This is a genomic window from Mesorhizobium ciceri biovar biserrulae WSM1271, assembly GCF_000185905.1.
Taxonomy (GTDB): Bacteria; Pseudomonadota; Alphaproteobacteria; order Rhizobiales; family Rhizobiaceae; genus Mesorhizobium; species Mesorhizobium ciceri.
Genome location: NC_014923.1, coordinates 2789580 through 2814521 on the forward strand (window position 1 = coordinate 2789580; position 24942 = coordinate 2814521).

The following is a 24942-nucleotide window of genomic DNA, read 5'->3' on the forward strand; positions in this document are numbered from 1 at the left end:
TTCCCCGCAGGCCGTTCCATGTGTCGAATCCGGTTCGTTCGAGGGTTTCGTGACCAATCTTGTCGAGATGTCCCACATTTCGAAGGCATTCGGAGGGAGCAAGGCGCTCCACTCCGTTTCCCTCGACCTCAAGGCGGGCAGCATCCACGCCCTGATGGGCGAGAACGGTGCCGGCAAATCGACGTTGATGAAGATTCTGGCGGGCGTGCATCAGCCCGATTCCGGCGAGATCTTCATGAGCGGCGAGAAGCTCGATCTGAAGTCGCCGCGCGCCGCGCTCGATGCCGGCATTTCGACCGTTTTCCAGGAGCATTCGCTGCTGCCCAATCTGTCGATCGCCGAGAACATGTTCCTCGGCCGGGAGCCGACGACCCGGTTCGGCTCGATCGACTATCCCGCGATGAAAAGCCAGACCGCCAGGGCGCTTGGCGAACTCGGCCTCACGCTCGACCCGTCGCAACTCGTTTCCAACCTGACCATAGCCGAGCGGCAATTCGTCGAGATCGCGCATTGCATCCAGGCCGACGCCAGCGTGCTCATCCTCGATGAGCCGACGGCGGCGCTCAACGCGGCCGATGTCGATGTGCTCAACCGCAACATCCGCCGGCTGCGCGACAAGGGAAAAGCCATCGTCTACATCTCGCATCGCATGGAGGAGATCTTCGAGTTGTGCGACACGGTGACGGTGCTGAAGGATGGCGCACTGGTCGGCACAAGGACGGTGCCCGAGATCACCACCGACGAACTCATCGCCATGATGGTCGGACGCGAACTCCAGGACCTTTTTCCCGATCGTACGGGCGATGTAGGCGATGAGATACTGCGCGTCGAAAACCTCAAGATCACCGAGACATCGCAGCCGCTGTCGCTGACTTTGCACAAGGGCGAGATCGTCGCCCTGGCCGGGCTGGAAGGGCAGGGCCAGCAGCGCTTCCTGCGATCGCTGATTGGCCGCTACCATCCCTTCGCCGGGACGATTTCCATCAACGGCAAGGCGCTGAAGATGCCGCTCCCGGCGTCGGCGGGCGTTCGGTATTTGCAGCAGCTGAAGGTCGGCTTCGTTCCCGAGGACCGCAAGGAAGAGGGGCTCTTCCTCGCTTTGCCGATCGCCCACAACATCGCCATCGGATTGCATTCGAGGCGCCCGGAACTTGCGCCGGCGCGGCCATATCGAAACGTCATCGCCCGCATGATGGAGGTCATGAACATAAAGGCGGCGGGCCTGTCGGCTGCGGTCGGTTCGCTGTCGGGCGGCAACCAGCAAAAGGTTCTGCTCGGCCGCTACCTTGCCGCCGATCTCGATCTTCTGCTGGTCGAAGAGCCGACGCGCGGCGTCGACATCGGCGCCAAGTCCGAGATCTACCATCTTCTGCGGGACTTCACCGCGAAGGGCGGCGCGGTGCTGGTGCTGTCGCGCGAGACGATCGAGCTGATCGGGCTCTGCGACCGCATCTACGTCGTCCATCACGACACGATCGTGGCCGAAATGCCGGCAGCGCAGGCGAGCGAACACAAGATTCTCGACGCGGCCCTCATGGGCGGCTCCACGCGCCAGCATTAGGGGCCTGCCATGGTTCGTTCGGTTTTCAACATCCTGAATGGCCGGAACACGCGGCAGGGCCTGTGGGGCCTGCCGCTGCTGGTCGCCTTGCTCATTTCGCTGTGGCTGACCGTCGAGACGACGCAGTTCGCCACGGCCGAAAACCTCTTCAACCTGGTTGCCCAGGCGATGCCGCTGATCATCGCGGCGATCGGACAGCTCGTCGTCGTGCTCATCGGCGGGCTCGACCTGTCGGTCGGCTCGGTCATCAGCTTCACCACCGCGGTGCTGGCGCTCGACCAGCCAGCGATTGTGTTGATCCCGGCGGTCTTCGTGCTGGCGGCAGTCATCGGGCTGATCAACGGTCTGGCGATCACCCGTTTCAACGTCCATCCGATCATCGCGACGCTGTCGACGCAGTACATCGTGCTCGGCATCACGCGCATCCTGCGGCCCGTCTCCGGCGGCACGGTGCCGGAGATCGTCATCGATGCCGTCTCGGGCAGTTTCCTCGGCATTCCCTATCCGGTTTTCTGGGGCATCGTCGTGATCCTGGCAGCGTGGAAACTGCTCTACGGATCCCGGTATGGGCTGCATCTGTTTGCGATCGGCGGCGGCATCGCGTCCGGCGCCGAGAGTGCTGCCCGCAATTTCGGCGTCTCCGACCGCCGCAACATCATCCTCGCCTATGTGATCTGTTCCTGTTTCGCAGCCGTTGCCGGTGTCTTCCTGGCCGGGCGCATCGTGTCGGGCGATCCGAATGTCGGGCTGCTTTTCGAACTCGATACCGTCACCGCCGTGGCGCTTGGAGGCACCCAGCTTTCCGGTGGCATAGGCAGCCTGCACGGCACCGTGATCGGCGCGCTGGTCATGGCGCTGCTGGCCAATGGCATGAACCTCGCCAACGTCTCGCCGTTTGTCCAGACCGCGATCAAGGGCGGCATCCTGCTGGCGGTGGTCGGGCTGCAATCCCGCAAGAAGATGGGGCTCTGAAAGATGGCTGCCGTTCTCGCAAATCCGATCGCCCGGCGCCTGCTGCGCATACCGCCGTCCTATTTTGTCTTCCTCGTGCTGCTGGCCACGCTGTGGGTCGCACGGCCGAACATGCTCAACCTCAACATCATGGGTATCTTCGTCAGGCAGATCGTCCCGCTCGGCATCCTGGTTCTGGGGCAGCTCGTCGTCATGCGGGTGAAGTCGATCGACCTTTCCGGCGGCGGCATCATCCTGCTCATCAACTATTTCATTTCGTCGGGCACTTTCCCCGGCGCGTCGATGCCTTTCTTCGTCGTGCTGGCGCTCGGTACCGGCCTCGTCATCGGCCTGTTCAACGGCTTCATGATAGGGAGCCGGCGGGTGTCGGCGGTCATCGTCACGCTGGCGGTCAGCATCATCCTGGTCGGGCTGGTGCAGTTCCTGTCGAGCGGCAATCCGCCCGGCGATGTGCCGAAGCTGTTCAACGACCTCTACAACACGAAATTCCTGTCGGTTCCGACGCCGGTGCTGTTCTGGGTCCTGCTGACCGCTTTGGTGTGGCTGCTGCTGTCGCGGACCGTCTTTGGCCGCTACGTCGCCTCGGTCGGGGAGAATGCCGAAGCCGCGCATTTTTCCGGCGTGCCGGTCCAGCGCACGGTGATCCTTGCGCACACGCTCGCCGGCCTGATCGCGGCGATCGCGGCCCTGGTACAGACCGGTTCGATCGCCGTCGGCAGCGTCCGTGTCGGCCTCGACCTGCCGATCCTGGCGGTCGCGGCAACGATCCTCGGCGGCGTCGTCTTCGGTCGCGGCGACGGTGGCGTCTGGGGACCTTTCTTCGGGGCGTTGTGCTTTGCGCTGCTGTTCGTGGTGATGACCGTGCTCGGCATCGACGAGCCCGGCAAGCTCATCGCGCAGGGCGTCATCATCCTGGGTGCCGCGATCTTCTACGGAGTGCGGGTGCGAAACCCCTGACCTGAGACGGCGAAAGCAAGCCGACCGGTGTTCGCCGGGACCGACAAATCCACGCGTTCAGACAATTGCAAACAGATGGAGAAACATGGATGTCACCGCCAAAAAACATCATGTGCTATGGCGACTCGCTGACCTGGGGCTGGGTTCCGGTCAAGGAGGGGTCGCCGACCTACCGCTACCCCTATGACCAGCGCTGGACCGGTGTGATGGCGGCGGCGCTGGGAGGGGGCTACCACATCATCGAGGAAGGCCTGAGCGCGCGCACGACATGTCTCGACGACCCCAACGATCCGCGCCTGAACGGGGCGAACTACCTGCCCTCGGCCATCGCCAGCCATCTGCCGCTGGACCTGGTCATCGTCATGCTCGGCACCAACGACACCAAGTCCTATTTCCGCCGGACGCCTTATGAGATCGCCAATGGAATGGCGAAACTGGTCGGGCAGATCCTGACCAGTGCCGGCGGCATCGGCACCCCTTATCCGGCCCCCAAGGCGCTGGTCATTGCGCCGCCGCCGCTGACCCCGATGCCCGATCCATGGTTCGAGGGCATGTTCGGCGGCGGGCACGAAAAATCCAGGGACCTGGCCAGGCAGTACAAGGCGATGGCGGATTTCATGAAGATCGATTTCCTCAATGCCGGCGATTACCTCACCACGGACGGTGTCGACGGAATTCATTTCACCGCCGCAAACAACGCCGATCTGGGACGCGCCGTCGCCGACAAGGTCAAGTCGATCCTCGAGCCGGGCCAGGTCAGCACCGCCGCTTGAAGCCGCCACGCCCGTCGGCTTGCGGCACACAGGCCCACGGCGCAGGTGTGTCGCAGGTTCCTCCGGCGATGCACATCGATGCGGGGTCGAACGATGCGTTTGGCCCCGCGTTGATATGGCGCCCGGCGCCGGCAGATGTGCGTCGATCTAGGGGCTTGGCCTCGGAACATCATCGGCCGATGCTTTGGTTTGACGATCGAAGACGACCGCCAGGCCGTTCTTGACGGCAAGTGAGGCGACCATGTCGTCGAGCTCGCGATCGGGAATGGCGGGTTTGAGGACCTGCCGGATGGCCCGATAGGCCTGCTCGGTCGACACATAGTCATAGCGCTTTTTACGCGCTTCCACATATTGCTCGATGAGAATGCCCAATCGGCGGGCGGCTATGTCATCTGGCTGCTGCAAGGGAGCCTCCTCAAGCGTCGATCGTTTGCAGACCCCTCGGATGTAAAAACCCACGCTGCGAAAGTTAAGGCCTGCGGCTGGTCCGAAGCCAAATAAATACGCTGTGGTCATCGACGATCCGCACGGCAGCCAAGCCAAGCGTCGGTCAAGGCCTTGGGCGAAATAGGGCGGCAGCGATCGGCTCCCAAGCGCGGAGCGATCCGCCCAGACGTGCATTCATAACAGCGCCGACAGAGCGGCCATGAAGTGGTCGTTTTCCGAAGTCGAGCCGATGCTGACACGCACATAGGTGTCAAAGCCCTGCTGCTTCCACGGTTTGACGATGACCCCTTGCCGCAGCAGGCCTTCGACGAAGACGGAGGCATCCTGCCGGCAGTTGAAGAACAGGAAATTGCCTCTGGAGGCGGCGACGTCGAGGCCCTTGCTTGCCAGGAAAGTCTCGACGCGTTTTCTCTCCGCCCTGGCCAGAGCTACGACCCTGGCGAGGTGTTCTTCATCGGCCAGCGCCGCGAATGCTGCGGCCTGGGCCATGCCGTTGGCGTTGAAAGGCGTGCGGACGCGGTCCAGCAGCGCGCGCAGCTCCGGGTCGCCGACGATGCCGAAGCCGATCCGCAATCCGGCCAGGCCGAACGCCTTGGAAAAGGTCCGAAGCACGATCCAGGGCCGGTCGAGCTTTCCCAGATAGGGCAGGGATGACGCATAGTCGTCGCCCTTGGCATATTCGGCATAGGCTTCGTCGATGACGATCAGCGTCTCGTCGCTCGTCGCATCCAGAACCCTCGACAGATCGCCGCCGGAGAGCCAGCTGCCGACCGGGTTCATCGGGTTCGAGAACAGCAGCATGCGCGGCCGTTCGCGCACCGCCTCGACCAGCGCATCGACATTGATGGTCAGATCGTCGTTGACGACAACGCGCTTGACGGTAGCGCCCATCAACGTCGTGTAGTCCTCATGCAGCGGAAACGACGGATAGAGCGTGACGACGGCGTCGCCCGGCCGCAACACGGCGCGGCTGATGACGGAGAGAAGATCTTCGGAACCATTGCCGAGGATAATCTGGTCCTCGGCGACGGCATATTTGTCGCCGATCGCCTGGCGCAGCTTGCGCCCGGCAGGGTCCGGATAGAGGCGGAACATCTCGGAGCCGGCATGCATCGTCGTGGCGAGGGTCGGGCTGGGCCCGAGCGGGTTTTCGTTCGAGCCCAGTTTGGCGATTCTGGCCGGTGCGTATCGTTTCCGCACCTCGTCAATGGTCAGTCCGGAATTGTAGGGCGACAGGCGGTTGACTTCGGTGCGGACCATATCCGAGGCTTTCGACACGGGCTGGCTCCTCTGCGGTGGATTTCGTCATCCGTACCGCAGCTGAAATGCTTTGTATATGCTTGTATATGTAAGCTGACCTGATAGTCTCTACGCCGAAGCGGAAACCGACACCGACCAGGAGGATCACATGCGCAACGCTTCTCTCTTCGATCTCTCCGGCAGGAAGGCGCTTGTCACCGGCGCCAGCCGTGGCATCGGGCGCAGCATCGCCGAAGCGCTGAGCGCTGCCGGCGCCGACGTCGCGGTCACGGCGCGCAGCCTGGCCGCGCTGGAGCACACGACGGTCGCCATCCGCGCGGCCGGTGGGGTGGCGCATGCCGTCGCTCTCGACGTCACCGATGTCGGCCGCTGCCGCGCAGCCACCAACGAGGCTGCCAGCCTGCTTGGTGGTCTCGACATTCTCGTCAACAATGCCGGGATGGAGGAGGTGCGGCCCTCGCTCGATGTCGACGAGGCGCTGTGGGACAGGATCGTCGACACGAATCTGAAGGGAGCGTTCTTCTGCGCCCAGGCCGCCGCGCGGCAGATGCGCGACGCCGGCCGTCCCGGCACCATCATCAACCTGTGCTCGCTGACGTCGGAAGTCGGAATCCCAACCGCGGTGCCGTATGGCTCGTCGAAGTCCGGCCTGCTCGGCATGACGCGGGCGCTTGCGGCCGAGTGGGCGGAGCTTGGCATAAGGGTCAACGCCATCGCGCCGGGCTATTTCAGGACGGCGATGACGGACGTTTTTTACAACAACGAGGCATGGCAGCACTCCATGCTGGCCAAGATTCCGCAGCGGCGTTTCGGTGATCTCTCCGACCTGCATGGCATCGCCGTGTTCCTCGCTTCGGATGCGGCGGCCTACATAACCGGCCAGTCCATTCCGGTCGATGGCGGCTTTCTCGCCTCGATCTGATGAGGCAGGTTTATCTCGGTAGTTTCGACGGGAAGGATGATGGAAAAATCGCTGGCGACCGTCACATAGACATGTATATACTTTTGCCCGAGTGAAGCCTCTCGACGGCTTTGATCCTTGTCCAGGGTCGACCTGTCGGCCCGCAGCATATGGCCGGCCTGCGCCAGCCGTCATTGCGTTCCAAGAGTTCCAGGAGAACGAGCAGCCATGTCCGACATCAGCTTCCACGATTTGTCATCCATCGATGCCGACCAGCGCGCCAGTCTGCTGAAGCGCGCCGAGGCCGATCTGACGGTCTTCGTCGAAAAGGTCCGGCCGATCATCCAGGCCGTCAAGGACGAAGGCGACGCCGCCTTGATCCGCTTCGCCAGGGAACTCGACAAGGCCAATGTCGCCGAGGGCGAACTGCAGGTGTCGGAAGCCGAGTTCGACGCGGCGTTCGACAAGGTGGAAAAGGACGTCGTCGAGAGCATCCAGTTCGGCATCGACAACATCAGGCATTTCCATGAGGAGCAGAAGCCGGAAACGATGTGGCTCAAGGAAGTCCGGCCGGGCGCCTATGCCGGCGACCGGTACACGCCGATCGCTTCCGTTGCGCTCTACGTGCCGCGCGGCAAGGGTGCTTTCCCATCGGTGACGATGATGACGTCGGTGCCGGCGGTGATTGCCGGCGTGCCGCAAATCGCCATCGTGACGCCGCCGACATCGGATGGTTCGGTGGACGCGGCAACGCTCGTCGCCGCACGCCTCGCCGGCGTCGGAACCGTCTACAAATGCGGCGGCGCTCAGGCAGTTGCCGCCGTCGCCTACGGCACGGAGACGGTGAAGCCCGCGCTCAAGATCGTCGGCCCCGGCAGCCCCTGGGTGGTGGCGGCCAAGAGCGTGCTGTCTTCGGTCATCAACACAGGCCTTCCGGCCGGGCCGTCCGAAGCGATCATCTTTGCCGATGACAGCGTCGACGGCGGGCTTGCCGCGCTCGACCTGTTGATCGAAGCCGAGCACGGGCCGGATTCCTCGGCCTATCTGGTGACGCACAGCCGCAAGGTCGCCGAAGCCGCATTGGCTGCAATCCCGGAGCACTGGTCGCGGATGACCGAGCAGCGTGTCGAGTTTTCACGCGCGGTGCTGACCGGCAACCGCGGCGGCATCGTGCTGACGGCGTCGCTGGAGGACAGCTACCGCTTCATCAACGACTATGCGCCCGAACATCTCGAGATCCTGTCGAAGGAGCCGTTCGCGCATCTCGGGCGCATCACGGAGGCGGCTGAAATCCTGATGGGGCCGCACACGCCGGTGACGCTGGCCAATTTCGTGCTTGGACCCAATGCGGTGCTGCCGACCAGCCGTTGGGCGCGGACCTACGGGCCGCTTTCGGTGACGGATTTCGTCAAGCGCTCGTCGGTCGGCTATGTCACCTCGGTGGCCTATCCGGAACTCGCTCTGCACGCCCGCAGGCTCGCCCGCTACGAGGGCTTCAGCTCGCATGAGAACGCGGTCTCGGAGATCCGCGACCGCTATCTTGCCGGCTGAGCGGAACCGATCGCGATGAAGGCGGCACGACTTTACGGGCCCGGCGATCTGCGCGTCGAAGACATCGCGACGCCGGGCGCGCCGGATGCAGGCTGGGTGAAGCTCAGGGTCGATGCCGCCGGCATCTGCGGTTCGGACCTGCATAATTTCCGCACGGGACAGTGGATAAGCCGGTCGCCTTCGACGGCCGGCCATGAACTCACCGGCACGGTGACCGCCACCGGCGCGGGCGTCGACGCCTTCGCTATCGGTGACAGGGTTGTCGCCGATTCCCGCTTCTGGTGCGGAGACTGCGCGCAATGCCAAGCCGGCAGGCATCATCTCTGCGCGTCACTGGGCTTCGTCGGAGAGGTCTGCGACGGCGGTTTTGCCGAACAGGCGGTGCTGCCCGCACGGCTTTTGCATATCATCGATGCCGGGCTCGACGAGCGGGTCGCGGCAATGGCCGAGCCGCTGGCGGTGGCGCTGCACGCGGTGCGGCGCCTGCCGAAAACGACAGGATTCGTGCTGGTCGTCGGCTGCGGGCCTATCGGCGGTCTTGCCGCCCTGCTGTTGTCGCGGACCTTCGCCGGCACCGTGCTGATCGCCGACCGCAACCAGAGCCGCTGCGCCCGGGTGGCGCGGGTGACGGGTGCCCGGATCGTCGATCTGAGCCGGGACGCCGTTGCCGCCGCAACTGCCAATGCCCCGCTGCTCGCGGCCATCGAGGCGACCGGCAGCGTCGCGGCGCTCAATCAGATGCTCGGCGTTCTCGATCCCGGCGGTACGATCGCCATGGTCGGCATCTTCCACGGCCGCCTCGACATTGATCCCAATACGCTGGTCGAACGCGAAATCGGGTTGCTGGGATGCCATGCCTTTGCCGGCGAACTGCCCGAGGCCGTGCGGATGCTGGGTGAATTGAGCGAACCGCTGCTGGCGCTGATCGACCAGGAGATCGGCCTGGATGACATTCCGGCTGCCTATGAGCGGCTGTTGGCGGGGCGCAGCGACGGCTTGAAAACAATCATCCGCATGCGGCAACCTGTCGAGTCGTGATTTCCGATGAATCGCCGGAAAGGACTTTTGAAATGATCACTTTGCCCGACACCGCCAGCCCTCTTTACGAGAAGGTGAAGGACTACATCCTGGCAAACATCGGAACGGGCCGGTGGGGCAAAGATCGCAAGCTGCCGTCCGAGAATGAGTTGGTCGCTTCACTCGGCGTCTCGCGGATGACGGTTCACCGGGCGCTCAGAGAATTGACCTCGGCCGGGTTTCTGATCCGCCTGCAAGGTGTGGGAACCTTCATCGCGCCACCGCGGCCACAGTCGACGCTGATCGAGATCAACAACATCGCAGCCGAGATCGTCGAGCGCGGCAACAGGCATCGTTCCGAAGTCCTCGTCCTCGAAACCATCATGCCGACAAAAGAGCTGGCGCTGTCGTTCGAATTTCCAAAGCGCGTCTCGATCTATCATTCCGTCGTCGTCAATTTCGAGAACGATCTGCCGGTGCAGCTCGAAGAGCGCTTCGTCAATCCGAGCCTCATCCCCGACTATGACAAGCAGGATTTTTCGAAGACGGCGACCTATGACTACCTCATGCAGAAAACCCCGGTGACCGAGGTCGAGCATATCATTTCCGCCATCCCGGCGGATGCCGAGACGGCGCGGCATCTGGGCATCGATGTCGGCGCCTGCTGCCTTTTCCTGCACCGCCGGACATGGACGGGCGCGGTGGTGGCGACGATCAGCAAGCTGACTTATGCCGGCAGCCGCTACTCGCTCGGCAGCCGCTATTCCCCTTCAAAAAGCAGCTGACGGAAGCAGGTCGAATGCAAGAGCGACAGATGACGCCGGCACCGAGCCGCACGGCGCGGATCCGGGCACTCGCGCAGCATGATGTTGCCGAAGCACAAAGCGCGCTGGCGGCATTGCTGGGCGACCTGTTCGCGATGCGCCCCCGCAATGTCCGCATCAACTTCGATAAATACAGCCTCAATTCGTTGAACGGCTTCTTCGAGGACGACGGCAAGGCCTACTTCTTCAAGTTCCATCAGGAGGAGCGGGAAGAGGCGATGACGGGCGAGTATTACCGCGCCGAGATTCTGTCGCGCGCCGGCCTGCCGGTTGATCAACCCGTGCATATGTCGGTCCAACCGGGCGAGCAGATCCTTGTCTATCGCCGGCGCACGGATCCGAGGTTTTCGGATGTGCTGTTCGCGCTGGATGCGCAGGACGACGCCGGCAAACGGCGAGAAGCCGTTCTTGCCGAGCGCGACCTGTCGGCCAGGCTGCTCAAGGTCTATCTCGAAACGCTGCATCCGGTAACCGTCGAGGACGTGGCGGCGGAACCGATCCACAGGCTGTTTCATGAGCGGCTGATCGATGCCGACACGCGCTTGCCGCCAGGCGGCCGGCTGGCCGATTTCTATGTCGGCAAGCCGTTCGTCTTTCCCGGTGCCGAGCTGGATTGGGATAGGTTTTCCCGGCTGAAATTCGTCATCAATGGCGAGCAGTACACCGACAGCGTCGGTGAGCTTTTCGATGCCGCCGCTGTGCGCTTGCGGCCGGACCGGCTTACCGATGCAGGCGGCGTGGTCGCGCATGGCGACGCCCACAACGCCAATGTCTGGTACATGGCGAAGGCGGGGAGGGCGGAGCTGTCCTTCTTCGATCCTGCCTTTGCAGGCTCGCATATCCCGACGCTGCTGGCGGAGGTGAAGGCGACGTTCCACAACATCTTCGCCCACCCGTTCTGGCTCTATGATCCGGCGACCGCGACCGAGGCTTTTCGCGCCCATGCGCGGCTGGACGGAAACCTGCTCCATGTCGACACGGACTGGGACCTGAGCCCCGTCCGCCGCGACCTGCTGGAGGTCAAGGCCACAGCGCTGTGGCGGCCACTGCTGCTTGAGCTCAAACGGCGCGGCATGCTGCCGGCCGATTGGCGCGCGGTGCTCCGGGCCGGTCTCTTCCTGTCGCCGACGCTGGTCATGAACCTGCGCGCCGGCGCACGCAGCCACACGCCGGTTTCTTCCCTTATTGCCTTTTCGGTGGCGGTCATGGTCGGCAGCGAACCTGTTGCCGGAACCGATCGGGTGACCGATTTTCTAGACCGGATCGATCCCGGAGAGCGTAAAAATTGAGTCTTTCCAACTTGTATATGCATGTATGTATTTTAGTCTTGACATCCGCTCCCGCTGACGCTGAAATATCCGCGCACTTCACCATGAAGTGGCAGGTAAGACGCCGAGGCACAGTGCCGCAAGAGCAGAAACCCGCAGTCTCACCGGACCGGCTACCTCAGTCAGAAAAAGCGGTCCGATCATCAAGGGGAACAAGGATGATGCGTAACCTAACAGGACAATTTCGCGCGCTCGTGATGGCCGCCGCCATCGGGCTCGCCGCCGCCCCGGCGGCCTACGCGGCCGATGCGGCCATTCCCACCACGCCCGAGGCAGGAGCGTTCAAGATCGGCATCGAGCCCTGGCTCGGCTATGGCCAGTGGCATGTCGCCGAGGCCAAGGGCCTGTTCAAGACGAACGGGCTGAGCGACGTCCAGATCGTCAACTTCGCCGAGGACAAGGACATCAATGCAGCACTTGCAAGCGGCCAGCTCGACGCCGCCAACATCGCCACCCACACGGCGATGGGCATGGTTGCGGCCGGCTTGCCGGTGAAGATCGTGCTGCTGCTCGACGTCTCCATGACCGCCGACGCGATCATCGCCGGCAAGGACGTCACCTCCATCGCAGACCTCAAGGGCAAGCAGGTGGCCTTCGAGGAAGGCACGACGAGCGACATCCTGCTCAAATACGCGCTCACCAGGAACGGCATGTCGATCGACGATGTGAAACCGGTTCCGATGCCTGCGTCCGACGCCGGCAGCGCCTTGATCGCCGGCCAGGTGCCGGTCGCGGTGACGTATGAACCGTACCTCACCGTCGCCATGGCGCAGAACAAGGACCTCAAGCTGCTGTTCACCGCCGGCGAGGATCCCGGCCTGATCAGCGACGTGCTGGTGGTGCGTGACGAGGTGATCAAGTCGCGGCCCGGCCAAGTGCTGGCCATGATCAAGAGCTGGGACGCAGCGCTCAAGGACTACAATGCCGATACGCCCGGTGGGCGCGCCATCATCGCCAAGGCTGTCGGTTCGGACGTCAAGGACCTCAACACCGCCTTTGACGGCGTGCGTTACTACTCACTCGCCGAAAACAAGGCGGCGCTGACCGGTGATTTCACCACCAAGACCTTCGCCGATGTCGAAGCCGCCGCCAAGAACGCCAAGCTGCTGCAGGCCGATGTGACGCCGGAGCAGATGATCGACCCGTCATTCGTCAAGGCGGCGGAATGACCAAGGCCGGATCGCGGTGGTGACGCAGATGCCCGGGGAGCGTCCCGCTCAAACGGATCCGGCTCGTCCCACGAAACAGGCGAGGCGTCGCCGATCCTCCGGCATCGGCGTGCCCATCGCCAGGTCGCGCTTCCTGGTGATCGCGGTGGCCGTGTTCGTCGGGCTCGGCCTTGCCTGGTGGGCGGCGACCGGACTGGGGTTGGTAAAGCCGATCTTCCTGCCATCGCCGGGCAGCGTCGCTATGCAGATCGCCAAGCTCGCGGCCGACGGCACGTTGTGGCTGGACCTCAAAGCCTCGATGTACCGTATCTCCATCGGCTTCCTCATCGCCTCGGCCCTGTCGATACCGATCGGCGTGCTGATCGGCAGTTTCCGTTCCTGGGAAGCGGCCATCGAGCCGCTGGTGGATTTCATCCGCTACATGCCGGTCGTCGCTTTCGTGCCGCTCTCCATCCTGTGGGCCGGCACCGGCGATTCGCAGAAATTCCTGATCATCTTTATCGGCACGTTCTTCCAGCAGGTGCTGATGATCATGGACAATGTAAAACGGGTTCCAGCCGATTTCATCGGCCTTGGGCGCACGCTAGGCCTGCCGGATCGCAAGATCCTGACGCGCATCGTCGTGCCCAGTGCCTTGCCGGGCATCTGGGATACGCTGCGCATCAGCCTGGGCTGGGCATGGACCTGGCTGGTGCTGGCCGAACTCGTCGCCGCCACTTCGGGGCTCGGTTATCGCATCACTGTGTCCCAGCGCTATTTCCAGACCAACACCATCATCGGCTACATCCTGCTGCTCGGCCTGCTCGGCCTCATCACCGACCAGGTGATGAAGGCGCTGGAAAAGGTGCTGTTCAAGCAAGAGGGCCGCTCGCAATGAGGTCCAGCCGATGAGCCCCAAATTGCGGATCGCCGGTCTCCACAAGAGCTTCGGCACGGGCGAGCGGCGCACGGAAGTACTGCGCGATATCAACCTCGATCTTGCCGACAACGAGTTCGTCTCCCTGGTCGGCACGTCGGGCTGCGGCAAGAGCACGCTGCTGTCGATCGTGGCCGGACTGCAGGACTTCGACGCGGGCGATCTCAGCATCGATGGCGCGCCGATCCTGCAGCCTGGTCTCGACCGTGGCGTCGTCTTTCAGTCCTACACGCTGCTTCCCTGGCTGACGGCGCGGCAGAACATCGAGTTTGCCCTCAAGGCCGCTGGTTACGATCGCCCGACCTGCCGCAGGATCGCGCTGGAGCATCTCGAACTCGTCAAGCTGTCTGGTAGTGCGGACCGCTATCCGGCCGAACTCTCGGGCGGCATGAAACAACGCGTCGCCATTGCGCGCGCGCTTTCCTACCGGCCCAAGATGCTGTTGATGGACGAGCCCTTCGGCGCGCTCGATGCCTTGACCCGGCATCAGATGCAGGAATTGCTGACCCAGATCTGGGAGGAACACAGGTTGACCGTCCTGTTTGTCACCCATGATGTGGAGGAGGCCGTCTATCTGTCGGACCGCATCGTCGTCATGGGCATCGGCCCGGGACGTATCACGCAGACATTCAACGTGGATATCGAGCGCCCGCGCCGCGAAGAGGTGATGGAAAGCCCTGCATTCATGGATCTGCAACGCGGCGTGCACAAGGCCATCCGCGAGGGGTCAAGACGCCCCGAAATGGCCTAGGCGCTTGCGGTCGTTTGCAGGTCCAATCACGTCGCCTTGCCGACTGCCGCGTCCAGTTCCAGCTCGCCTTCGGAAATGTCGTCGAACGAGGCGTAGTTCATGTTGTAGAGGCGGGCGTAGAGGCCTTTTCTTGCCATCAGCTGTTCGTGGTTGCCGCTTTCGACGATCTCGCCGTTCTGCAGCACGATGATGCGGTCGGCGCCGCGGATAGTGGCCAGACGGTGGGCGATGACCAGCCCGGTGCGGCCTTCCAGCAGCGTGATCAGCGCCTTCTGGATCAGCATCTCGGTGTAGGAATCGATGCTGGCCGTGGCTTCATCGAGCACCAGGATCTTTGCATCCGCCACCAGCGCGCGCGCGAAGCTGATCAGCTGGCGCTGGCCCAGCGAGAGATTGCCGCCGCGCTGCTCGAGTTCGGTATCGTAGCCATCTGGCAGGTTCTCGATGAAATCGTGCGCGCCGACGGCTTGTGCGGCGCGGACCACCTCCTCGCGGCTGGCTGATGTCTTGTGGTAGCGGATGTTTTCCAGCACCGAGCCGGAGAACAGGAACGGCTCCTGCAGCACCATCGCCACCTGATCGCCGAGCGAATCCTGGGTGAGGTCACGCACATCATGGCCGCCGACCAGAACCTCACCCGACCAGACATCGTAGAAGCGGTGCACCAGCGCCATCGAGCTCGACTTGCCCGACCCGGTCGGGCCGACAAGGGCTACGGTCTCGCCCGGGTTGACGCGGAAGGAGATGTTCTTCAGCACCGGCTGGTTCGGCCTATAGCCGAAGGTGACGTTCCTGAACTCGACCGAGCCGTCCATGTCGCGCGACAGCGCCACGGCACCGTGCCTGTCGCTGACGTCGACCGGCACGTCGAGCACTTCGGAGATGCGCTGGCCCGAAGCCATGGCTCGCTGCATGACGCTGTATTGCATGGTCAGCGAGCGGATCGGGTCGAAGAAGCGCTGGATGTAGAACAGGAACGCCACCATGACGCCGATGTCGAGGCTGTGCGAGAGCACCATCGACCCGCCGACGACGATGACAGTTGCCATGGCGATGCCGGTCAGCGTGTCGACGATCGGCACCATTACCTGCGCGTATTTCGCCGACCTCAAATGGGCATTGAGGTTGGCCAGCACCTTTTCGTCGTAGAGGTCGAAATTGACGTGCTGGCGCTCGAGGCTCTGCACCGTGCGCACGCCATGGATGCCTTCGGCCAGTGCGCCGTTGGCGATCGAGTTGGTTTCGTGCGCGGCCATGAAGGCGACCTTGGCGCGCGGCAGCCAGAAAAGGCGCACGATGAACAGCACCGGCATGGTCGACAGCGTCAGCAGGCCCAGTCGGAAATCGAGCCACAAAAGCACGCTGACAATGCCGAACAACAGCACGATGTCGCCTACCGACATCACCGATGTTTCGAGGAATTCCTGCATCGAATTGACGTCGCCCTGCAGGCGCGACATCAGCCGCCCGACCTCGGTCTTGTCCATGAAGCTCAGCGAGACCCGTTGCAGATGGCTGAACATGGCGCGGCGCAGGTCCGACAGCACGTTTTCGGCCACCTTGCCGACGACTCTTTCCTGCACATAGCTGGCGGCATAGTTGATCAGGATGATCACGGCGAAAGCGCTGATCGCGGCGATCATCACCGATTGGTCCAGCTTGCCAGCCGTCATGCCGTGGTCGATGGCGTAGCGGATGACCAGCGGGATCGCCAGTTGCGTCAGCGTGAACACCAGCACCGCGGCGAGTGAGATGAAAATCCGGTTCTGATACGGCCTCACGAAGCTCCAGATACGCCGCACGATGCGCGGGTCATAAGCTTTGCCGAAGACCTCTTCGTCGTCGCGGTGCGAGCCCACGACCGCCTTTGTCGGTGGCCCGCTGGTGTCTTCCTTCTCGTCGTCGGCCGGTGTCTGCATCACGCGGCTCCCGCCACGGGCCGCTCATCGTCCGGCCGCAACTGCAGGTCATGGAGCGCGCGGTAGCGTCCACCGAGCGCCAGCAACTCCTCATGCGTGCCGCGCTCGACGATCCGGCCGCCCTCGACGAACAGGATCTGGTCGGCATGCATCAGCGAACTCAGCCGGTGCGAGATGATGAGTGTCACGCGATCCCTGGCGAAGCGTTTCATCGCTGCCCGGATCCGCTGTTCGGTGCCGGCGTCGATGGCCGCGGTGGAATCATCGAAGACCAGCACGGACGGCCGCAGCATCAGGCTGCGGGCGATGGTCAGGCGCTGCCGCTGGCCACCGGAAAGCGACGCGCCGCGTTCGCCGACGACCGTGGTGTAACCGGCTGGGAGGCCCATGATGTAGTTGTGCAGCTGCGCGTACTCGGCTGCCTGCCCGATGCGGGTCTCGCGCGCCCAGGGATTGCCGTAGGCGATGTTGTTCTCGATCGAGGTGGTGAACAGGAACGCGTCCTGCTGCACGACGCCGACGGCCTTGCGCAACGATTGCAGCGTCACCTTGCGGATGTCCTGGCCGTCGATGGTCATCGCGCCTGAGGTGACGTCGTAGAAGCGCGGGATCAGGTGCGCGATGGTCGACTTGCCGCTGCCTGGCGGGCCGACGATGCCGATGGTCTCGCCGGACCTCGCCTCGAAGGAGATGCCCGACAGAGTCGGCCGGTCGCCCGCGCCCTCGTAGCGGAAGCCGACATTGTGGAAGCGCAGCACGCCATCGGTGACGACGAGATCCTTGGCGCCGGGCGCGTCCTCGATGTCGAGTTCGGCGTCGAGCAGTTCGAATAGCCGGCTGCCGCAGGTCGAGGCGCGCGCGAAGGAATTGACCATCAGCCCGAGCTGGCGCACCGGCATCTGCAGGATGGTCATGAAGGTGAGGAACTGGGCGAGCGTGCCGACGCTGATCTGACCCGCGATCACCTTCTGGCCGCCGAACCAGAGCACCAGCCCCATGGCGACCAGGAAGGAAAAATTCATGGCGCTGGTGTTGGAGACGCGGATGTCGACGCGCCGATTGGCAAGCTCCAGCGCCGACAGCTTGGCGCGGTCGAATTTGTCGAGCTCATGCCGCTGTGCCGCAAAGGCCCGCACGACGCGGATGCCGCCGAGGTTCTCATCCATCACCCGGCTCAGCACAGACAACCGCTCCTGCAACGTCAGCCAGGTGCTGCGCAGTTTGAGCTGGGTGACCGAGGACCGCCAGGCAACGAACGGCACGAAGCTCAGGCTGAGCAGCCCGAGCATGAGATCGGTGCTGATCAGGAGATAGGCGCCGACGCCGATCAGCACGCCGAGCAGGACGACGCGCAGGATGCCGGTGGAGAAGAACATGCGCACGCCGTCGAGATCGAGCAGGCCGAGCGTGATCAAATCGCCGGTGTGGACCCTGTCGTGGTAGGCGAAGCTCAGGCGCTGGATCTTCTCGTAGAAGGCGAGCCGCAGTTCATAGCCGGTGCGATGACCGACGGCCTCGCCATAGTAGTTCTGCGCCATGGTGAAGAGGCCGCGCAGGATCGAGACGACGAGCAGCGTCAGCGCCGTGTTCCACAGCGCCTGTTCCGCCGCAGCGCCGGCACCCGCGGCCATCACACCTTGCGCCTGGTCGATGGCGCGTCCCAGCAGGCGTGGAATGAAAAGCTGCAGCGTCGCGGCAATGAAGGTCGAGACGATGGTGATGGCGACCTGCCAGGGATGGCGCAGTGTCATGCGCACGATGCGAAGCAAGGTGCTGAGGCCCTTGCCCCAGGACGCTTCCGCAACGTGAGCAAACGATTTGCCGCGCTCCGGCGCGCTGCTGGTTGCTTGCGTGTTCAAGGAAAATATCCAAACCAATCCGGACGTTAGCCCGGACTAATAAAGCAGACTCAATGTGAGCGGTTGACTTGGCGCTATGTTACGCGGGTCTGGCTTGGCCCTTCAAGAGCCAATGCCGGCATCGCACTGTGCCTGAAGGAAAGCGAACATGCGGCTGTGACCCGGCTGGCACCAGCGGCGGAATCCTGCCGATCTTGCCGAAGGGCGTTGGCCGGACGAGGCCAGCGCCCGGCTGTACGCAAGCGCCGGCCGGACGGCATGCGACCTTCCATCCGGCCGGAATCCGGTTTGCTAGGCAGGTATCAGGACGGCGATCCGATGCACGCCGACCTCCTTGCTTGTATTTGTCGCCTCGTCGGTCTTGCCTTTGGCGCAGGTGTACATGTCACCCGTCTTGAGCTTGAATTCCTTGTCGGCCTTCTTGATCGTGAACGCACCTGAAGCAATGGTGCAGACCATATCGTTGTCCATCACCATCTTAGGCGCGTGTGCGCCGGGCTGAAACACCACGTCGACAATTGCGATGCTCTTGTAGGCGGGAATGTCGGAGTTGCCGGTGCTGACCTCAACCATCCTGACACCGGGCGCAATCTCCTTGCCTTCCTTCGGGCCGTATTTCTTCGCTGATGCCGCCAGGGTGAACAGAGGCGTTATCGCGGCAGCCGTCACACCGAGAGCAATTGCAGACCTGCGATTCATGGTTTTCATCGCATCCTCCCACATGTTCGCCATGAACGAATGTGCATGGCTGAAATATATTAGCATAAACGAATGTAATTGTATGCGAGGAAGCTCCCAACCCCGGCATAGCCGCGTGAACTTGGCGGCAGCCGTCAGAGAGGTTCGTACATCGACCATCTGCTTGCCGCAAAAACCCCGCCGCGGCGGACCTTCGGACTGCTGTTGAGCCGCTCAAAAACCCTGGCCGTGCCGCCAGCAGGCGATCCGGTGGCCGGCCGCGACCTCTCGGGCCGGCGGCTCCGCCTTTCGGCAGTCGGGCAGGACCAGCGGGCAGCGGTCGGCGAAGGAGCACCCCGTATTCGGGACGCCGGCTGCCTCGATCTCGATTGGAGCGGATAGTCTCGGCGCAGCTTCGTCGGAGGACGCAGCCAAAAGCAGGGCCGTATAGGGGTGGTTGGGGCCGCGAAAAATCTGGTCGGAGGATCCGGTTTCGACCAGGCGTCCGCGATAGAGCACGCCGATCCTGTCGGCCATGTAGCGCACCACCCTGAGGTCGTGGCTGATGAACAGATAGGTCGTGTCCTTGTCGCGCTGCAGGTCGTTGAGCAGGTTGAGAACGGTCGCCTGGACGGAGACGTCGAGCGCGGAGGTCGGTTCATCGAGCACGACGACCTTCGGCACGCCGGCGAAGGCGCGCGCGATTGCCGCCCGCTGCCGCTGGCCGCCGGACAGCGAACGCGACTTCTGCTCGGCCGTGGCGCCGGCGAGGCGAACCGATTGCAGCAGGTCGCCGACGCGGGCTCTCACTTCGCTGCGGCGCAGGCCGGCGAGCCTGCGCAGCGGGCGGCCGAGGATCGTGCCGATCCGCTGGCGCGGATTGAGCGTGCGATCCGGCGACTGGAAGACCATCTGCACGTCGCGGCGTTCGGCAAGGTTTCTCTTCTCGACGCGCGGCGCGACCGTCCTGCCGAACAGTTCGACCGATCCGGCGCTTGGCGTCTGCAGACCGGTGACGATCCGTGCCAGGGTCGACTTGCCAGAACCGGACTCGCCGATCAGCCCGAAGGTCTCGCCCTGGCCGATGTCGAGATCGACGTGGTGCAGCACTGGCTGGCTGCCGAAGGCATGACTGATGCCTTTGCAGGCGATCGCGATGCGGCGTTCTTTTGGCAGGCCGGCGTCTTCGCCTTGGGCCATTGGGTGCGCTGGCACGCCGTCCGTCTCCGCCAGTCTTCCGTCCCGCTTGGTGTAGTTGAGCGCCGGGATCGAGGCGATGAGCGCCTTGGTGTAGGCGTGAGAGGGGTTGTCGAAGACATCGCTCGCAACGCCGCTTTCGACCACGGTTCCCGCCTGCATCACCGCCACCCGGTCGCAGGAGCGGCGGATCATATTGATGTCGTGGCTGATCAGCAGGATGCTGGTTTTGTGATCCTTGCGTAAGTCGGAGAGGATGGCGATGATCTCGGACTGGACGCTGGCGTCGAGCGCCGTCGTCGGCTCATCCAGCACCAGCAGCGACGGGTCGAGCGCAATGGCAATGGCGATGTTGGCGCGCTGCTGCATGCCGCCGGAGAGTTCGTGCGGATAGAGATCCAGCACCCGCTCCGGATGGCTGACCCGGACGCGGCCGAGCAGTTCGGCGGCGCGCCCGCGCGCCTCTTCGAGGCGAACCGGGCGATGCCGCATGACCGTCTCGGTGATCTGGCGGCCGATCGTCATGCTTGGATTGAGGGCAGCACCGGGATGCTGGTAGACGGCGGCGATATGATTTCCCCTGAGCCGGCGCAGCTGCTCGGCGGAAAGGTCGCGGATTTCGCGGCCCTGGAATTCCAGCGCCGACGCAGTGATGCAGGCGTTTTTCGGCAGATAGCGCAATATGGCGAGCGCCACCGAGCTTTTGCCCGATCCCGACTCGCCAACCAGGCCGAGCGCTTCGCCTTCGCCGATGTGCAGTGACACGCCGCTGACGGCGGGATGCGATCCCTTGCGCCCGTCATAGGCCACGGACAGCTGGTCTACGTTCAGAACCGAGGAGGACATGGGGACTTGAAACCACTTTCTTCCAGCGCCGCCATCGAGGGCAATCGCTTCCGCTTTCGCAATGCATTATCTCTATAAAATTACTCGGATTAAGCCGGAGCGCAATCTACCTTTCTCGCATCAGCAGAGATTGTCGCCATCTGCCGAGGCAGCGCGACGGTCTCCGGAGCAGATCTGGAAGGAGGCCCGGCATGGCTCGAGACCACATGATCCTCAGCGCATTCTTCTTCAACCCGCAGGGCGATCATCGGATGTCGTGGCGCCACCCGAGGGCGCCGGGGCGGGAGGTGCTGGATTTCGAATTCTACCGCGATCTCGTGCAGGCGGCCGAACGCGCCAGGATCGACGCCATCTTCGTCGCCGACCACGTGTCGATCTGGGATTCAGTCAAGAGCGGCGTCGCCCATTACGCCAATGCCCGCCTCGAACCGCTGACGCTGCTATCGGCGCTGGCTAGCGTGACCAAGCATATCGGCCTGATCACCACGGCGTCGAGTTCCTACAGCGAGCCGTACAATGTGGCGCGCATGTTCGCCTCGCTCGACCATATCAGCAAGGGCAGGGCGTCGTGGAACGTCGTCACCTCGGCCATGGATGAGGAGGCGCGCAATTTCGGCCGCGACGGCAATATCGAGCATGCTTTCCGCTATGAGCGCGCGGCCGAATTCCTCGATATCGTCAAGGCGCTGTGGGACAGCTGGGAAGACGAGGCGCTGCTGATCGACAAGGCGTCAGGCCATTTCGCCGACCCCGACAAGGTCCATCCCATCGATCACAAGGGCAAGCACTTCAAGGTGCGTGGGCCGCTCAACGTCTCGCGGCCGCCGCAAGGCCATCCGCTAATCGTCCAGGCCGGCTCGTCCGAAGATGGCAAGAACTTCGCCACCGCCCAGGCCGATGCGCACTTCGCCATCTACAGCACCAAGCAGGATGGCATCAAATACCGTCAGGACATCAACGAGCGGCTGGCCCGCCACGGCAGGCGGCCGGAGAGCTTCAAGATCCTGCCCGGCATCCTGCCGATCGTCGCCGCCTCCGAAGCGGAAGGCCGGGAAAAGCAGGAATACCTGCAGACCTTGCTGCCGGATCAGGTCGGCATCGACCTTCTGTCGAGCTGGAGCGGGTTGGACCTGTCGCTGTTCCCGCCGGACGGGCCGCTGCCGCCACTGCCGGACGAAAGCACGTTCAATGGCGGGCGCACATCGCTCAACCGGGTCAAGCAGTGGGCGAAGCAGAATCTCAGCCTGCGCGAGATCGCGCGCAAGCTCGCCAACAGCGGTTCGGTGCCGACGGTTGCCGGCACGCCGATACAGATCGCGGACCAGTTGCAGGACTGGTTCGTTTCGGGTGCCGCTGACGGCTTCAACCTGATGTTCCCGCTGCTGCCAGAAGACTGGGTGAATTTTGCCGAACAGGTGGTGCCGGAGCTGCAGCGGCGCGGCGTCTTCCCGACCGAATACGGGCCGGGAACGCTGCGCGAGCGTTTCGGCCTGGCGCGGCCCGCCAACCGCTTCGCCGACCAGCGCGACAATGCGCGTGCCGTGTCCTGACCGGAAGAACGATCATGACCGTCGCACCAAGATTGCAGCCGCGCGAAGCGACCGCGCCGCAGCTCGTCAATGTCCTGCACAGCCCCAAGCGTGTGCGCGTCAAATTCGGCGGCCGCACCATCGCCGACAGCCGCAACGTGCTGGTGCTGCGCTCCAACCATTTCCTGCCGATCTATTTCTTCCCGCCGTCAGCGGTCGACCCATCGGTGCTGAAACCTTCGCTGCATCGCGAGCCGCATCCGGTCGGTGGCGAGACCGCCTATTGGGATATCGACAGCGGCGACAGGCGCAGCGCCAACGCGGCGTGGTCGTTCGTGTCGCCGCCGGATGAAAACCTGGCGCCGCTGGCCGGCCGCATTGCATTCACCTGGAAGGCCGTCGACCAGTGGTTCGAGGAGGAAGAGGAAGTCTTCGTCCACGCCCGCGATCCCTATGCACGCATCGATGTTCTGCAAAGCTCGAGCCATTTGCAGATCTGGTTCGACGGCGAGCCGATCGCCGACAGCCACCGCCCGGTGCTGCTGTTCGAGACGCATCTGCCGACGCGTTTTTATCTGCCCGCGGAAGACATCCGGCTGGAGCGGCTGACAGCGTCCGTCACCACGACGCGATGTCCCTACAAGGGCATCGCCTCTTACTGGTCCGGCCTGCTGAGCGACGGTTCGGTGCGCCCTGATATCGCCTGGAGCTACCGGGATCCCATTGAGGAAATGCCGAAGATCAAGGGCCTCATCGCCTTCTATCCGCAGGCCGTCGAACGCATCCATCTCGACGGCGAGCCCGTCGCATAGATTTTCAATCTTCATTTCAAAGCAGGGGTTTCAAAATGACCAGACGCAGAGATATCGACGCAGTTCGCAATCTGTCGGGGGACATCTGGAATGTCGCCGTCGACGAACATCAGGGCGGCTTTCTCAAGCGCCGCGATCTCCTCAGATATGCCGCACTGCTCGGCCTGACCGGCTTTGCCGCCTCGCAGGGATTGGGAGGCGCGCGCGCCGCGGCTGCCGGCGGCGGCACGGTTCGCGTCGGGCTCGGCCAGCCGACCAAGGCGATCGATCCGGTTTCGGTCACCGATCCGGCCAGCATCGGGGTGATCAGCCAGGTCGGCGAGTATCTGATCCTCGACGATCCGAAGGATGGTCTGCAGCCGAAGCTGGCTCTGTCCTGGGAGGCCAACGAGACGGCCAGCCGCTGGACCTTCAAATTGCGGCAAGGGGTAAAATTCCACGATGGCCGCGCGGTCACCGCCAAAGACGTTGTGGCGAGCTTCGAGCGGCTGGTCGATCCGGCCAGCGGCTCGTCGGCGTTGTCCGCCTACAAGGGCATCCTGTCCAAGGGCGGCGCCAAGCTGGTCGACGACGAAACCGTCGCCTTCGATCTCGACGGTCCGAACAGCAACTTCCCGTTCTATGTCTCCTCCGACGTCTACAATGCCGTCATCCTGCCTGCCGACTATGCCGGTGATTTCGAGAAGACTTTCAACGGCACCGGCCCGTTCAAGCTCGAATCCTTCCGTCCCAAGCAAGGCGCCAGCTTCGTGCGCAATGAGAATTACTGGGGCGACAAGGCGCTGCCCGACCGGATCGAGATCAAGTTCTTCGACGACGAGCAGGCACAGGTGCTGGCTTTGCAGGCCGGCCAGCTCGACGTGATCCCAAGCACGACGCGGCTGGAGCTGGCGATCGAGGGCAATCCCAACTTCAAGCTGCTGAGCGTGCAGGCGAGCTCGCACGACCAGGTGCATCTCAGGACCGACCAGGCGCCGTTTACCGACAAGCGCATCCGCCGCGCGCTGGCGCTCACGATCGACCGAGAGGCTGTGGTCAAGGGCCTGCTCAAGGGCCGCGCCATCGTCGGCAACGACACGCCGTTCGCGCCGATCTTCCCCTCGGCCGATCCATCGGTGCCGCAGCGCAAGCAGGACATTGCCGAGGCCAAGCGGCTGCTTGGCGAGGCGGGCGTGCCCAACGGCTTCGAGGTGACGCTGACCACCGAACGCGCCTATGACATTCCCGACTATGCGGTCATCATCCAGAACTTCGCCAAGAAGGCCGGCATCGACGTCAAGCTCAAAGTCCTGCCGCAGGACGCCTATTACGGCTCGGCGACGTTCGGCAGTTCGCCATGGCTGGATTCGGTGCTCGGCATCACCGACTATGGCCACCGCGGCACGCCCGACATCTTCCTCAACGCCACGCTAAAGAGTTCGGGAGCTTGGAACGCGGCACATTTCAACAACCCGGCCTATGACGCGCTGCTGCTTGACTACTCGAAGGCGCGCGACCTGCAGGCACAGCGCCTTGTTGCCCGCAAGATCCAGACCTTGCTGCTCGACGAGACGCCGGCGATCATCAGCTACTTCTCGCAATACAGCCGCATCGTCAGCTCCAAGGTCGAGGGCGTACGCTTCACCGCGATTTCGCATCTCCTGCTCGACCGCGTTTCCTTCGTCCAGGCATGATC

General features: G+C 63.5%; 21 protein-coding genes. 15 read left to right on the forward strand and 6 right to left on the reverse strand.

Annotation, left to right across the window (positions count from 1 at the left end; all coding sequences use genetic code 11):
* Positions 1 to 49: 49 nt before the first annotated feature.
* From MESCI_RS13370 to MESCI_RS13385, 4 genes are all read left to right on the forward strand, one after another.
* On the forward strand, positions 50 to 1561 hold the full coding sequence (locus tag MESCI_RS13370; RefSeq protein ID WP_013530474.1) for a sugar ABC transporter ATP-binding protein: 1512 nt from the start codon (positions 50 to 52) through the stop codon (positions 1559 to 1561).
* Positions 1562 to 1570: 9 nt separating this feature from the next.
* On the forward strand, positions 1571 to 2533 hold the full coding sequence (locus MESCI_RS13375; RefSeq protein ID WP_013530475.1) for an ABC transporter permease: 963 nt from the start codon (positions 1571 to 1573) through the stop codon (positions 2531 to 2533).
* Between the two features lie 3 nt (positions 2534 to 2536).
* Positions 2537 to 3490, forward strand: a complete 954-nt coding sequence (locus MESCI_RS13380; RefSeq protein ID WP_013530476.1) for an ABC transporter permease — start codon at positions 2537 to 2539, stop codon at positions 3488 to 3490.
* An 89-nt stretch (positions 3491 to 3579) separates the two neighbouring features.
* On the forward strand, positions 3580 to 4263 hold the full coding sequence (locus MESCI_RS13385) for an SGNH/GDSL hydrolase family protein (protein ID WP_013530477.1): 684 nt from the start codon (positions 3580 to 3582) through the stop codon (positions 4261 to 4263).
* Between the two features lie 147 nt (positions 4264 to 4410).
* Here the strand turns inward: MESCI_RS13385 and MESCI_RS13390 are convergent, their stop codons facing one another.
* Both MESCI_RS13390 and MESCI_RS13395 read right to left on the reverse strand, forming a co-directional pair.
* Positions 4411 to 4779, reverse strand: coding sequence for a hypothetical protein (locus MESCI_RS13390; RefSeq protein WP_224620654.1), 369 nt, complete (start codon positions 4777 to 4779; stop codon positions 4411 to 4413).
* Between the two features lie 105 nt (positions 4780 to 4884).
* Positions 4885 to 5988, reverse strand: a complete 1104-nt coding sequence (locus MESCI_RS13395; RefSeq protein ID WP_013530479.1) for a histidinol-phosphate transaminase — start codon at positions 5986 to 5988, stop codon at positions 4885 to 4887.
* 130 nt (positions 5989 to 6118) lie between these two features.
* Here MESCI_RS13395 and MESCI_RS13400 point away from each other — a divergent pair, with 130 nt between their 5' ends.
* The 8 genes from MESCI_RS13400 (at position 6119) to MESCI_RS13435 (ending at position 14427) form a co-directional block, all read left to right on the forward strand.
* Positions 6119 to 6892 carry an SDR family NAD(P)-dependent oxidoreductase gene (locus MESCI_RS13400; RefSeq protein WP_013530480.1) on the forward strand — a complete coding sequence of 258 codons (774 nt, stop codon included), beginning with the start codon at positions 6119 to 6121 and terminating at the stop codon, positions 6890 to 6892.
* A 207-nt stretch (positions 6893 to 7099) separates the two neighbouring features.
* On the forward strand, positions 7100 to 8422 hold the full coding sequence (gene hisD, locus MESCI_RS13405) for a histidinol dehydrogenase (RefSeq protein ID WP_013530482.1): 1323 nt from the start codon (positions 7100 to 7102) through the stop codon (positions 8420 to 8422).
* A gap of 15 nt (positions 8423 to 8437) precedes the next feature.
* A complete protein-coding gene (locus tag MESCI_RS13410) occupies positions 8438 to 9460 on the forward strand; it encodes a zinc-dependent alcohol dehydrogenase (protein WP_013530483.1) in 1023 nt (340 codons plus the stop codon).
* 32 nt (positions 9461 to 9492) lie between these two features.
* The gene (hutC, locus tag MESCI_RS13415; protein WP_013530484.1) at positions 9493 to 10224 is read left to right on the forward strand and encodes a histidine utilization repressor; all 732 of its coding nucleotides are present in this window, start codon (positions 9493 to 9495) and stop codon (positions 10222 to 10224) included.
* Positions 10225 to 10253: 29 nt separating this feature from the next.
* Entirely contained in the window at positions 10254 to 11552 is a 1299-nt protein-coding gene (locus MESCI_RS13420; protein WP_164919895.1) for a hypothetical protein, read from the forward strand.
* Positions 11553 to 11752: 200 nt separating this feature from the next.
* Positions 11753 to 12760, forward strand: coding sequence for an ABC transporter substrate-binding protein (locus tag MESCI_RS13425; protein ID WP_013530486.1), 1008 nt, complete (start codon positions 11753 to 11755; stop codon positions 12758 to 12760).
* Between the two features lie 28 nt (positions 12761 to 12788).
* Positions 12789 to 13637 carry an ABC transporter permease gene (locus MESCI_RS13430; protein ID WP_013530487.1) on the forward strand — a complete coding sequence of 283 codons (849 nt, stop codon included), beginning with the start codon at positions 12789 to 12791 and terminating at the stop codon, positions 13635 to 13637.
* A 10-nt stretch (positions 13638 to 13647) separates the two neighbouring features.
* Entirely contained in the window at positions 13648 to 14427 is a 780-nt protein-coding gene (locus MESCI_RS13435) for an ABC transporter ATP-binding protein (protein ID WP_013530488.1), read from the forward strand.
* 26 nt (positions 14428 to 14453) lie between these two features.
* On the opposite strand, the gene MESCI_RS13440 is transcribed toward MESCI_RS13435, so the two are convergent.
* The 4 genes from MESCI_RS13440 to MESCI_RS13455 form a co-directional block, all read right to left on the reverse strand.
* Positions 14454 to 16346, reverse strand: coding sequence for an ABC transporter ATP-binding protein (locus MESCI_RS13440; RefSeq protein ID WP_013530489.1), 1893 nt, complete (start codon positions 16344 to 16346; stop codon positions 14454 to 14456).
* Positions 16346 to 18205 carry an ABC transporter ATP-binding protein gene (locus MESCI_RS13445; RefSeq protein WP_013530490.1) on the reverse strand — a complete coding sequence of 620 codons (1860 nt, stop codon included), beginning with the start codon at positions 18203 to 18205 and terminating at the stop codon, positions 16346 to 16348. Before MESCI_RS13445 ends, MESCI_RS13440 begins: the two co-directional genes overlap by 1 nt.
* A 291-nt stretch (positions 18206 to 18496) precedes the next feature.
* Positions 18497 to 18937 carry a hypothetical protein gene (locus tag MESCI_RS13450; protein ID WP_245268614.1) on the reverse strand — a complete coding sequence of 147 codons (441 nt, stop codon included), beginning with the start codon at positions 18935 to 18937 and terminating at the stop codon, positions 18497 to 18499.
* A gap of 180 nt (positions 18938 to 19117) precedes the next feature.
* Positions 19118 to 20926 (reverse strand): dipeptide ABC transporter ATP-binding protein, encoded by a 1809-nt coding sequence (locus MESCI_RS13455; protein WP_013530492.1) that lies wholly within the window; start codon positions 20924 to 20926, stop codon positions 19118 to 19120.
* Positions 20927 to 21117: 191 nt separating this feature from the next.
* On the opposite strand from MESCI_RS13455, the gene MESCI_RS13460 reads away from it, so the two are divergent.
* Genes MESCI_RS13460 through MESCI_RS13470 form a run of 3 tightly spaced genes read left to right on the forward strand, consistent with a single transcriptional unit; the run spans position 21118 to position 24940 of the window.
* Positions 21118 to 22476: an LLM class flavin-dependent oxidoreductase gene (locus tag MESCI_RS13460; protein ID WP_013530493.1), complete on the forward strand. Its 1359-nt coding sequence runs from the start codon at positions 21118 to 21120 to the stop codon at positions 22474 to 22476.
* Between the two features lie 14 nt (positions 22477 to 22490).
* Positions 22491 to 23267 (forward strand): DUF427 domain-containing protein, encoded by a 777-nt coding sequence (locus MESCI_RS13465; protein WP_013530494.1) that lies wholly within the window; start codon positions 22491 to 22493, stop codon positions 23265 to 23267.
* A 35-nt stretch (positions 23268 to 23302) separates the two neighbouring features.
* On the forward strand, positions 23303 to 24940 hold the full coding sequence (locus MESCI_RS13470) for an ABC transporter substrate-binding protein (RefSeq protein WP_013530495.1): 1638 nt from the start codon (positions 23303 to 23305) through the stop codon (positions 24938 to 24940).
* Positions 24941 to 24942 lie beyond the last annotated feature (2 nt).